Genomic DNA, 11,708 nt, shown 5'->3' with positions numbered 1-11,708 from the left:
CACTGATTAAAGTTTCACTTTATATAAAAATACTCAATTTCGAGAAAAAAGTTGCAATAACAAGGAAATATGACGAGATTCTCGAATATATATTACAAACAGGAGGGGATACTGTGTCATTTTTATTTGTTCTGTCGACTGCTATTATTTTATTGTTTGTTTTATTCACTTTATATTATTATATTGCCAGTAAGAAAGAGGTTCCCCACCATCAATTGTTAGAAGAAGAGTTGGAACGAGAAGAATGACACTCTAAGAAAGAGTGTCTTTTTCTTTTTGTACACCTATTGGAATTTTTAGAGCTAGGCCGTATAATAATAATTGTGATTTTTTTACATAGGAAAACGATATTTGAATGCAGTAGGAATCTAAAATACTGTGTTTTTTTGTTGTGGTTGAGGGGGAAGTTTAATGAAAGCTAGAGAAAACAAAAGTTCGAAAAAATTATTTATTTTAATAGCGGTTGTAGTAGCATTAATCGTTGGGATTGGATTTTTTATTTTTAATAAAATGAATGCTGCAGGTAAGCAAGAAAAGGTGCCGGTTTTGCAATATTATTATTTAACAAAAGATAATGATAAAAATCAAAATCCAGTATTAAAAGATAAAACAACTGCGGTATCAGTAGGAATGTTTGAAAAACAAATGAAGTATTTAGCAGATAATCAGTATCATACTCTTACTTTGGAAGAATTTAATCAGTTTATAAAAAATAAAAAGAAACTTCCTAAGAAAAGTGTCTTAATCACATTCGATAACACTTCTAAATCAAATTATGTATATGCGTATCCAATTTTAAAAAAATATAAAATGCATGCTACTTCATTTGCAGTTACATCTAGAATAAGTAATAAGGAAGAAAAATTTAATCCTAAAACCTTTCAAATGTTAAGTATGAATGAAATGGATAAAATGAAAGATGTATTTGAATTTGGAAGTCATACACATACTTTACATAAATTTAAGAATGGATCAGCGGCTATACTTGTTGAGGGAAATCAAATAGTTAAAAATGATATATTAAAAAGTAAAGATGTTTTAAAGTCAAATTATATGTCATATCCATTTGGAAAGTACAATAAAGATACGCTCCAAATATTAAAAGATTTAAAAATGGAGTTAGCATTCACTAGTCTACAAGGATATGCGACACCAGAAAATAATCCCCTAGAAATAAAACGTTGGTTTATTTCAGCGGATACTAAAATGGATAACTTTGAGAAAATAGTCTCAGGTGAATATGAGGTTCCAAATAAGTAAATTTCAAGCCTATTAGAATTATATTTAAATTCTAATAGGCTTTTTTGTTTAAAGAATAGATTTTTTCTTGAAATAAAATTTTTTGTACTTAGTCCTTAAAAATAGTGAACATGTAGCATATATCAGTAGTGCGGGCAATACAATGGTATAAACCAAAGCAAAGAGAGTGTTTGAGGTGAGAAATCGTGAATCATTTCATTATAAATCCAAGAATGTTTAACGCTTACAAACAGCACTCACACTTACTTCTTAGTCGTATGCAGCGAGGCTCATTTCACACTTCTCACATCCAATTTAGGGAGGCGAGTGGTGTGCACGATTACATCAAAGAGAGAACTATCAAGATTGGTAAGTATATCGTGGAGACAAGAAAGACAGTGCGTGTCATTGCAAAGGAATTTGGGGTATCAAAGAGTACAGTCCATAAAGATTTAACGGAACGTCTACCAGAAATTAATCCAGAGCTCGCAAATGAAGTGAAAGAAATTCTTGATTATCATAAGTCTATTCGTCATTTAAGAGGCGGAGAAGCAACAAAACAAAAGTATAGAAAAGAAGATGTAGAAAAGCCGGTCCGTCAATAAATATGCGATCGCAAACATTCCGTTTCAATTCGGTAATATTTTTCAGAAGAATTCTTTTTGCGAATATTACGTTTCTGTTAAATTTATGATAAAATCAGAAATTAGGTGTAAAAGAATTCGGGTGTAACCTGATTTTGAATATCGAGGAGGAAATGACGGGAATGTTTGCGCGAGATATCGGAATTGACCTAGGTACGGCTAATGTATTAATTCATGTTAAAGGCAAAGGTATTGTATTAAATGAGCCATCTGTTGTGGCAATTGATCGTAACACAGGTAAAGTATTAGCAGTAGGTGAAGAAGCAAGAAGTATGGTGGGACGTACACCTGGTAATATTGTAGCAATTCGTCCGCTTAAAGATGGTGTAATCGCTGATTTCGAAATTACAGAAGCAATGTTAAAGTATTTCATTAACAAATTGGACGTGAAGAGCTTCTTTTCAAAACCTCGCATTTTAATTTGCTGTCCAACAAATATCACATCTGTAGAACAAAAAGCAATTCGTGAGGCTGCTGAACGTTCAGGTGGTAAAACAGTATTTTTAGAAGAAGAACCAAAAGTAGCCGCAGTTGGTGCTGGTATGGAAATCTTCCAACCAAGCGGTAACATGGTTGTTGATATTGGTGGAGGTACAACAGATATTGCTGTACTATCTATGGGTGATATTGTTACCTCTTCCTCTATCAAAATGGCTGGTGATAAGTTTGATATGGAGATCTTAAACTACGTTAAACGTAAGTATAAGCTATTAATTGGAGAACGTACTTCAGAAAATATTAAAATTAAAGTCGGTACAGTATTCCCAGGTGCACGTAGCGAAGAGCTTGAAATTCGCGGACGTGACATGGTAACGGGCTTACCACGTACAATTACAGTATGCTCTGAAGAAATTACAGAAGCACTAAAAGAGGACGCGGCTATCATTGTACAAGCTGCAAAAGGCGTACTAGAGCGCACGCCACCAGAACTTTCTGCGGACATTATCGACCGCGGTGTTATTCTAACAGGCGGTGGAGCTTTACTACACGGTATCGACATGCTTCTAGCAGAAGAACTAAAAGTACCAGTATTAATTGCTGAAAACCCAATGCAATGTGTTGCTGTTGGTACAGGTATTATGTTAGAGAATATCGATAAATTACCAAAGCGTGCTTTGAGATAAAAAAATTCAATTGTAAATAAAAAACCAGAAAGAAGCAATTCTTTTCTGGTTTTTTTATATAATAAGATATACTGGAAAAACACTTACAAATAAGCATTGTTAACGCTTTCTTTATGCATATATTACATAAAATGCATATTAATTGTAATAGTTGGTCAATAAAAAGTATGTTATAATCTCTAGTGTGAATTTCGTGTGAATTTAATGTAAATAATTTGTAAATATTAGCAATTTACATAGGGCTTTTTGTTATTTAGATAATGATGCGGGGAAGGTCCTATTGTGTGTTTTTTTTATTTTTTAGAAAAATTTGCAGGGGGACAATTAAATTATGAAAAAGGTAATTACATATGGTACGTTTGATTTACTACATTGGGGACATATTAATTTATTGAAGAGGGCAAAGGGTTTAGGAGATTATTTAATTGTGGCTGTATCTTCTGATGAATTCAATAAATTAAAAGGTAAAAAGTCCTATCATAGTTTTGAGAATCGTAAAATGATTTTAGAGGCAATTCGTTATGTGGATGAGGTAATTCCTGAACACGATTGGCAGCAGAAGGTAGAAGATGTTGTGAATTATGATGTCGACTTATTTGTTATGGGTGATGATTGGGAAGGTGAGTTTGACTTCTTAGCGGAACATTGCGAAGTTGTATATTTACCACGTACAGCTGGAATCTCCACTACGAAAATAAAAAAGGAACTAGTACTAGTTGCTAGATAAATATTAGATGATTAGAGAAATTATTGTAGAGGTATACCTCATCTTATTTACAATTCTACATAATATTTTGAAAATATTCCCTATTAAAAGGAAAGTGACTTTTATTATGTCTTATGGAGAAAACTTGATTTTCATTTATGATGAAATGAAGCGTCAAAAAGTTGATTACGACGTAGTTTTCTTATATAAGCCTACATGTAAATATGAAGTGGATAGCTACTCGGATGTAAAATCTTATAAATTTGAAACGAAGAATTTATTCCACACTATTAAAGCTGTCTATCATTTATCTACTTCTCAATATGTTATTGTGGATAATTATTTTGGGTCACTAGCAAACGTTAAATTTAAAAAAGGTGTAGAGTGTATTCAAATATGGCATGCAGCAGGTGCTTTTAAAAAATTCGGATTACTAGCTCCTTCTTTTAAGAAAAGAAGCTTACGAGCTCAAAATAGGTTTATGAATGTTTATCAGCACTTCCATAAAATTGTTGTGGGTTCAGAAGTGCTTGCCGACATTTATAAGGAAGCCTTTGCTTTATCTGATAATAATATATTGAAAACAGGTATTCCAAGAACGGATTTATTTTTTAATGAACAAAAGCAGCAGAAAGTTAAAGATAGTATTTTTATAGTAAACCCAAATTTAAAGAGTAAAAAAGTTATTTTATATGCACCAACCTTTAGGGATAAAGAGTTAGTGGATTTCGATTTGCACCTAGATATCAATGAGATGTATAGGCAATTGAAGGATGAGTATGTTCTTATAGTTAAATTGCATCCAGCAATAAGGAATAGATGTAATTATGAAAAGCGGTATGAAGGTTTTTTGTATGACTATTCTCTTTATCCGAATGTAAATGATTTATTTTTAGTGACGGATATATTAGTTACAGATTATTCCTCTATACCATTTGAGTTTTGTTTATTAAATAAACCGATAATCTTTTTTGCATATGATTTAAAGAAATATATGAAAAAAAGAGGAGTTATTGGTGATTATGTATCTGATGCTCCAGGACCGGTTGTTTATACAACAGAAGAGGTAGTACAGGTAATAAAAGGTGGTAGTTTTAAGTTAGATACTATGAACGAGTTCACCTTAAAATGGAATGAGTATTCTAAAGGTACTTCTAGTTTGCAATTTGTAGAAAATATATTTATGAAATAAATAGTGTTTTAAGATTGAATGTTGAGAACAGGGTTCTTTATAAAATTTTATATTGCTTTTCTTTTTTTATAGATAAAGAGAATGTATTAACGAGAGGAGACTAAGGGAAATTATGAAAGGAATTATATTAGCAGGTGGATCAGGAACAAGGTTATATCCAATTACAAAATCTATTTCAAAGCAACTTGTTCCAATTTATGATAAACCAATGATTTATTATCCGTTGTCTGTATTAATGTTAGCAGGAATAAAAGAAATCTTAGTGATTTCTACACCTAATGATTTATCTCAGTTTGAAGAATTATTAGGTGATGGGAGTAATTTGGGGATTTCAATTCAATATGGGATTCAAGAACAACCTAAAGGATTGGCAGAAGCATTTGTCATTGGAAGAGATTTTATTGGTCAAGATAGTGTAGCGCTAGTATTGGGAGATAATATATTTTACGGACAAGGATTTACCGAAGTGTTACAAAAGGCTGTAAAACTGGAAGAGGGAGCATTAGTATTTGGATACTATGTGAAAAATCCAGAGGATTATGGGGTTGTAGAATTTGACTATTTAGGGAATGTTTTGAGCTTAGAAGAAAAGCCAGTAAATCCTAAGTCGAATTACGCTGTACCAGGTTTATATTTTTATGATAATGAAGTCGTAGAAATTGCAAGCCAAATTCAACCATCTTTACGTGGAGAATTAGAAATTACATCTATAAATGAAGAATATTTACGCAGAGGAAAGTTGAAAACTGAATTATTTGGTAGAGGAATGGCTTGGCTAGATACAGGCACACATAGTAGTCTTTTAGAGGCTAGTAATTTTGTGGAGGCTGTTCAAAATAGGCAAGGTTTGTATATCTCTTGTATTGAAGAAATTGCGTTTAGAAAAGGCTATATAAATGAAGAGCAATTAGTAAAGTTGGCAGAGCCACTTGTCAAAACTGAGTATGGTAAGTATTTATTGCGTATAGCAGGGAAAACTAAGGAATTACAATACACTTAAATATCAATTTTCAAGAGAAATGGAAATACTTAAAGAGGTGGAAACAACTATGAAAACATATTTAGTTACAGGTGGGGCAGGTTTTATTGGCTCCAATTTTATTCACTATATGATTAGTAAGTATAAAAATATAAAAATTATTAATGTAGACAAGCCAACATATGCTGGTAATTTAGAAAATTTAAAAGAAGTAGAAGGACATGAGAATTATCAATTTGTAAAAGCTGATATATGTGATAAAGAAGCTATTGAAGAAATTTTTGATGAAAATGATATTGATTATGTAGTAAACTTTGCTGCGGAATCACATGTTGATAGAAGTATAGCTGATCCTGATATTTTTGTGAAAACAAATGTTTTAGGTACGTTAAATTTACTTAATATAGCTAAGAACCACTGGCTAATTGGTGATGATCAGTATCAAAATGGGAAGAAATTTTTACAAGTTTCAACTGATGAGGTATACGGATCTTTAGGCGAGACAGGATTTTTTGAAGAAACTACACCATTAGACCCGCATAGTCCCTATTCGTCAAGTAAAGCTTCAGCAGATTTAATGGTAAAGGCGTATTTTGATACTTATAAAATGCCAATGAACATAACTCGTTGTTCTAATAACTATGGACCGTATCAATTTCCAGAAAAACTGATTCCATTAGTGATTAATAATTGTTTAAATCATAGAGAAATACCAGTCTATGGTGACGGTCTAAATATTAGGGATTGGTTATATGTAGAAGATCATTGCAAGGCTATCGATATGGTAATCAATCAAGGCAAATTAGGTGAAGTTTACAATGTTGGTGGTCATAATGAAAGAACAAATATTCATCTAGTAAAAACGATTGTGAACTATATAAATAAAAATGTAGATGCAAGTGTTACAGAAGATTTAATAACATTTGTGCAGGATCGAAAGGGTCATGATAGAAGATATGGAATTGACCCTACAAAAATCAAGGACGAAATAAATTGGGAGCCTGAAACAACTTTTGAGGTTGGGATTGTGAAAACAATTGAATGGTATTTGAATAATAAAGAGTGGTTAGATAATATTACAAATGGTACATATAAAGAATATTACAAACAGCTTTATAAAATGCAATAAAGGTTCAATTTAATAAGCACGATTCGATGTAGGAATTACATCTTTGATAAATATTTGAAGGAAAGTACTAGGAATGATAAACCCTAGTATTTTCCTTTTCCCTTTGTTATCTATATAAATAGTAGGGATATATGGGAATTTAACAAATTTGAGGGTATTTTTCTTATATAAATTAGTGAAAAATTTCTAAAGTCAAGAAAAAGGTAGGCAAAATTTTATTATGAAAGAATCGATTAGTAATTTTGTTAAGAGGTATATATTAAATCATCAAGTCAACTCTATAACTGCTAATAAAGAAAATGAAGTGCAAATTTCATTTAGCCAATTAAATCCTTTGATTGGGAAAAGGAACTTAATTATAAAGGATAGAAACTCTGGGAGAAGAGTAAAAAAAGTTATAAAAAATAATAAAGGCACTTTTGACTTACAAGAGGTTTTTGAAATATGTGATAGTGGTAGCTTCGATTTATATGTAACTTTTAATTTACTTAATAGAAAATTTTCACGAAGAGTTCCTTACAATAATTTAAATCGCCCATTTGAACTTGTAGATAGAAATAACCATTATAAACTTAGAAGTTTTAAAACCGTAAATAATAATTTGTCATTTAGTTCTCAAAGAATAGCTTGTCAGCATATGCTGACGGAAATAAAATCAGTGGGGCATAATTTTTATCTAGCAGGGGAAATTGAAAACTTTAGTGATAATAAACTAAGTAAAGTAGAATTAATCGTGCAACGTAGGGACAATAAGCGATGTTATGGGTATAAATGTGAATTACAAGAAGGAAATGAGGATATTTATCGTTTTAATTGTATTTTATTCACAGATAAATTAAAGAAAGATTTAATTTTAAATTCTAGATGGGATGTATTTATACAAGCTAGAAATGAAGAAAATATCATTATATATAAAGAGTTAGTTAACTTGCAAAATTACAAAAAAATTGTAAGAGAAGAAGAAAGATATCTTGAAAATGTTTTAAATAATGAACAAAATATAGTGTCTCTTTATGCGACTATGGGGAAAGAAAGTTTAGCGATATGGTATACCGATCAAGTACAATTTGAAAAAACATACAATATTGCTAAAGGTAAGAGTGTGTTCAATCAAACATGTGAATCAGAAAAATTGGATGAACAGATGATATTCTTTGAGAGTTTCTTTGGGAAAAATTATTCGGGTAATCCGAAGTATATTTATGAAGAAATGTTAAGGGATGATAAATATAAAAATTATAAATTTGTATGGTCCTATTCAGGAGAAAGCCACACAAATTTACCTGGTAATCCTATTATTGTAAAGCGAGAAACTGAAGAGTATTATAAATACCTTGCTAAATCTAAATACTGGGTTAGTAACATATTATTTCCTGTTCAAAGAAAAAGAGAAGGGAATATATATTTACAAACTTGGCACGGAACTCCTTTGAAAAAATTAGGATTTGATATTGATATAGAAGGACCTGAAACTTTAGCAAGAGAGAATTTTTATATTGAGTCTCGAAATTGGGACTACCTAATATCAGCTAATTCATATTCTGGTAAAATTTTCAAACGCGCTTTCAAATTTAATAAAAAGGTCCTGGAAGTTGGATATCCAGCAAATGATATTTTCTATAAAAGCGACTTAGAAGACCAGGTAAATAAAATTAAGAAAAAGTTAAATATACCATCTCATAAAAAAGTAATTTTATATGCTCCAACGTGGAGAGATAATGAAGCAACTAATTCATGGGAACACTCTTTTGAGTTAAAGTTTAGCTTGGATGAGTTCTATAAAAAGTTTAAAGACGAGTATGTTCTAATATTAAGAATGCATCATTTAGTAGCGGATGCGTTGCAAATAAAAGATGAACATAAATCTACTGTATTAGAGCTTTCAAAATATGATGATATTCAAGAATTGTATACAATTTCTGATATTTTAGTAACTGATTATTCATCGGTATTCTTTGATTATGCGAATTCTAGAAAACCGATGTTATTCTTTGGTTATGATTTTGAAGAGTATAAAGAGGAAATCAGAGGGTTTTATTTAGACATGGAAAAAGATTTACCGGGTCCTGTTATTCAAACTGGTCCTGAGTTATTAAAGGCCATTGAAAATATCGATTTAATATCTGATGAATATAAAGAGAAATATGATGAATTTTATGCGAAATTCTGTGAGTTAGAAGATGGAAAAGCGGCACAGAGGGTTATAACAGAAGTGTTTCAAAAATAAGTTGTATATTTATATTTAATATACAGATATAACGAGGGTGTTTATTATGAAAAAAAACGTGCTAGTATTCCCGTGCGGTTCTGAAATAGGATTAGAGATAAATAATGCATTAAGATATGCAAAAGATATTCAACTTTATGGTGCTTCTAGCATTTCAGATCATGGTAAATTTGTATATCAAAATTATGTTGAAGGTATGCCGAATATTCATGATGATAACTTTGTAAATAGTTTAAACGAAGTTATTAAAAAATATAATATTGATTTTATAATTCCAGCACATGATAGTGTAGTTTTAAAATTAGCTCAAAATCAAGAGGATATAAATGCTAAAGTAATTACATCTGATAAGATGACCTGTGAAGTAGCACGTTCTAAGAAAAAAACATATGAGTTTTTCGAGAATGAGTTTTTCACTCCTTATATGTATGAAAAAGTTGAGGATGTTAAAGAGTTCCCTGTATTTTTAAAGCCAGATGTGGGACAAGGCTCTCAAGGTATTGCATTAGCGAAGGATTATGAGGATTTAAAATTCCATACAAATAAAAATCCTGAGTTATTAATTTTGGAATATCTTCCAGGAAAAGAATATACAATTGATTGCTTTACAGATCGTAATGGTGAATTACGTTTTATTGGAATGAGAGAACGTAAAAGGGTGAAGAGTGGAATTAGTGTAAATTCTGCTACTTTAAAATATAGTGAGCAAGTTGAAAAGATTGCCCATCAAATAAATGAGAAATTAAATTTCCAAGGAGTATGGTTCTTCCAAGTTAAAGAAGATGTGAATGGGGAATTTAAATTATTAGAAATAGCGCCAAGAATTGCAGGGACTATGGGTTTATATAGAAATAAGGGGATTAACTTCCCACTACTTAGTTTATATGATCGTATGGAATATGATATTGAACTTCATGAGAATGACTTTGGGATTGAGGTTGATAGAGCCCTGATTAATAGATTTTCGTTAGATGTAAGTTATGAAAGAGTATTTATTGATTTTGACGATACAATTACATTGGGTGAAAAAGTAAACCCTATGACAATGATGTTCTTATATCAATGTTTAGCAAATAATAAAGAAATCATCTTGGTAACTAAGCATGTAAGAGAAATTTTAGAAACACTTGCAACGTTAAAAATTGATAAAAATATGTTTAATAAAATTGTTCATATTTCTAAAGATGATGAAAAACATAAATATATGAATAATGATGTTCCATCTATATTTATCGATGATTCATATAGTGAAAGAAAGAAAATCAAACAAGTGACGGGCATTCCGGTATTTGATTTGGATTCATTAGAATGTCTAATAGACTGGAGATATTAAAATGAAAGAGGAACTAAAGTTTATTCAACCAATTACTGTTACTCAACCAAAGCTCCCAGATTTTGATTTATATACTTCGTATATTAAAGAAGTGTGGAATAAAAAATGGCTAACCAATAATGGTCCATTACATGAGGAATTTAAAGAAGAGCTAAAGCAATATTTAAGAGTCCCAAACTTGGAACTGTTTACAAATGGTCATCTAGCCTTAGAATTAGGAATTAAGGCGCTAGGATTAACTGGAGAGGTAATTACAACTCCATTTACTTTCGCATCTACTACTCATGCAATTACTAATTGTGGATTAAAACCTGTATTTTGCGATATTGAAATGGACACCTTTAATATTGATGTTGAAGAGATAGAAAAACATATTACTGAAAATACTAGTGCGATTGTAGCTGTACATGTATTTGGAAATCCATGTAACGTTGAAAAAATAAATGAATTAGCCGAAAAATATAATTTAAAGGTTATATACGATGCAGCGCATGCTTTTGGGGTCGAAATAGATGGGCGTAGTATAGCAAGCTATGGAGATTTATCTATGTTTAGTTTCCATGCAACTAAAGTTTTCCACTCTATTGAAGGTGGGTTGCTAGTATTTCAAGATGAAGAATTGGGAAGTAAATTAATGGCATTGAAGAACTTTGGTATGCCATCACCAGATCGTGTGGAATTTATAGGATCAAATGCCAAAATGAATGAATTCCAAGCGGCTATGGGATTATGTAATATAAAAACGATTGATAGTGATATTCAAAAAAGACAACGAATCTATGAAGAATATGTAAATTGTTTGCAAAATGTTAATTTTATAAAATATTTACCACAGATTGAGAATGTGAAGCATAACTATTCATACTTTCCAATTGTATTAGAGAATAATGCTTTACGAGATCGATTATTCGAACAGCTGAAATCATATAACATATATGTGAGGAAATATTTTTATCCATTATGCAATGATTTTGATTGCTATGATTACGATAAGAATGAAACTCCGAATGCTGTTTATGTGAGTGATAGAATTTTGGCATTGCCAATGTTTACGGAATTAAACATTAATGATATAAAGCAAATCTGTGAAATTATTTTAGAAGAATCATTACTAAATGTATAAGTTGGGTGATTG

The 11,708-nt window shown here is 30.8% G+C and carries 11 protein-coding genes; all 11 read left to right on the top strand.

Annotated elements, in window-relative coordinates; translation table 11 throughout:
- Positions 1-113: 113 nt before the first annotated feature.
- The 11 genes from GFJ36_RS26960 (at position 114) to GFJ36_RS26910 (ending at position 11,696) form a co-directional block, all read left to right on the top strand.
- Positions 114-248, top strand: coding sequence for a hypothetical protein (locus tag GFJ36_RS26960; protein ID WP_000008907.1), 135 nt, complete (start codon positions 114-116; stop codon positions 246-248).
- 163 nt (positions 249-411) lie between these two features.
- On the top strand, positions 412-1,260 hold the full coding sequence (locus tag GFJ36_RS26955; protein WP_157349799.1) for a polysaccharide deacetylase family protein: 849 nt from the start codon (positions 412-414) through the stop codon (positions 1,258-1,260).
- Positions 1,261-1,571: 311 nt separating this feature from the next.
- Positions 1,572-1,844: a sporulation transcriptional regulator SpoIIID gene (spoIIID, locus tag GFJ36_RS26950; protein WP_000544012.1), complete on the top strand. Its 273-nt coding sequence runs from the start codon at positions 1,572-1,574 to the stop codon at positions 1,842-1,844.
- Positions 1,845-2,005: 161 nt separating this feature from the next.
- A complete protein-coding gene (gene mreB, locus GFJ36_RS26945; protein WP_000457990.1) occupies positions 2,006-3,007 on the top strand; it encodes a rod shape-determining protein in 1,002 nt (333 codons plus the stop codon).
- A 331-nt stretch (positions 3,008-3,338) separates the two neighbouring features.
- Positions 3,339-3,734, top strand: a complete 396-nt coding sequence (tagD, locus tag GFJ36_RS26940) for a glycerol-3-phosphate cytidylyltransferase (RefSeq protein WP_064470678.1) — start codon at positions 3,339-3,341, stop codon at positions 3,732-3,734.
- Between the two features lie 7 nt (positions 3,735-3,741).
- Positions 3,742-4,905, top strand: a complete 1,164-nt coding sequence (locus tag GFJ36_RS26935) for a CDP-glycerol glycerophosphotransferase family protein (protein WP_141545945.1) — start codon at positions 3,742-3,744, stop codon at positions 4,903-4,905.
- A gap of 112 nt (positions 4,906-5,017) precedes the next feature.
- Positions 5,018-5,905 carry a glucose-1-phosphate thymidylyltransferase RfbA gene (rfbA, locus tag GFJ36_RS26930; protein ID WP_098088716.1) on the top strand — a complete coding sequence of 296 codons (888 nt, stop codon included), beginning with the start codon at positions 5,018-5,020 and terminating at the stop codon, positions 5,903-5,905.
- A gap of 49 nt (positions 5,906-5,954) precedes the next feature.
- Positions 5,955-7,013, top strand: coding sequence for a dTDP-glucose 4,6-dehydratase (rfbB, locus tag GFJ36_RS26925; protein WP_098707774.1), 1,059 nt, complete (start codon positions 5,955-5,957; stop codon positions 7,011-7,013).
- 220 nt (positions 7,014-7,233) lie between these two features.
- Complete coding sequence (locus GFJ36_RS26920) at positions 7,234-9,240, top strand: CDP-glycerol glycerophosphotransferase family protein (protein ID WP_098707775.1); 2,007 nt, start codon at positions 7,234-7,236, stop codon at positions 9,238-9,240.
- A gap of 46 nt (positions 9,241-9,286) precedes the next feature.
- Positions 9,287-10,573 carry an ATP-grasp domain-containing protein gene (locus GFJ36_RS26915; protein ID WP_098707776.1) on the top strand — a complete coding sequence of 429 codons (1,287 nt, stop codon included), beginning with the start codon at positions 9,287-9,289 and terminating at the stop codon, positions 10,571-10,573.
- A 1-nt stretch (position 10,574) separates the two neighbouring features.
- Positions 10,575-11,696, top strand: a complete 1,122-nt coding sequence (locus GFJ36_RS26910; protein WP_098707777.1) for a DegT/DnrJ/EryC1/StrS family aminotransferase — start codon at positions 10,575-10,577, stop codon at positions 11,694-11,696.
- Positions 11,697-11,708: the final 12 nt, after the last annotated feature.

This window comes from Bacillus sp. EE-W1 (assembly GCF_009760835.1).
Lineage (GTDB): Bacteria > Bacillota > Bacilli > Bacillales > Bacillaceae_G > Bacillus_A > Bacillus_A wiedmannii.
Note: the sequence above shows the minus strand (reverse complement) of the source record. Positions and strands in the feature narration are given on the sequence as shown.

What these genes read in the sequence shown, in the direction of transcription:
- GFJ36_RS26915 (WP_098707776.1), top strand. Translation starts at nt 9,287, where the DNA reads ATGAAAAAAAACGTGCTAGTATTCCCGTGCGGTTCTGAAATAGGATTA.
- GFJ36_RS26910 (WP_098707777.1), top strand. Translation starts at nt 10,575, where the DNA reads ATGAAAGAGGAACTAAAGTTTATTCAACCAATTACTGTTACTCAACCA.
- rfbA (WP_098088716.1), top strand. Translation starts at nt 5,018, where the DNA reads ATGAAAGGAATTATATTAGCAGGTGGATCAGGAACAAGGTTATATCCA.
- GFJ36_RS26935 (WP_141545945.1), top strand. Translation starts at nt 3,742, where the DNA reads ATGATTAGAGAAATTATTGTAGAGGTATACCTCATCTTATTTACAATT.
- mreB (WP_000457990.1), top strand. Translation starts at nt 2,006, where the DNA reads ATGTTTGCGCGAGATATCGGAATTGACCTAGGTACGGCTAATGTATTA.
- GFJ36_RS26955 (WP_157349799.1), top strand. Translation starts at nt 412, where the DNA reads ATGAAAGCTAGAGAAAACAAAAGTTCGAAAAAATTATTTATTTTAATA.
- GFJ36_RS26920 (WP_098707775.1), top strand. Translation starts at nt 7,234, where the DNA reads ATGAAAGAATCGATTAGTAATTTTGTTAAGAGGTATATATTAAATCAT.
- tagD (WP_064470678.1), top strand. Translation starts at nt 3,339, where the DNA reads ATGAAAAAGGTAATTACATATGGTACGTTTGATTTACTACATTGGGGA.
- rfbB (WP_098707774.1), top strand. Translation starts at nt 5,955, where the DNA reads ATGAAAACATATTTAGTTACAGGTGGGGCAGGTTTTATTGGCTCCAAT.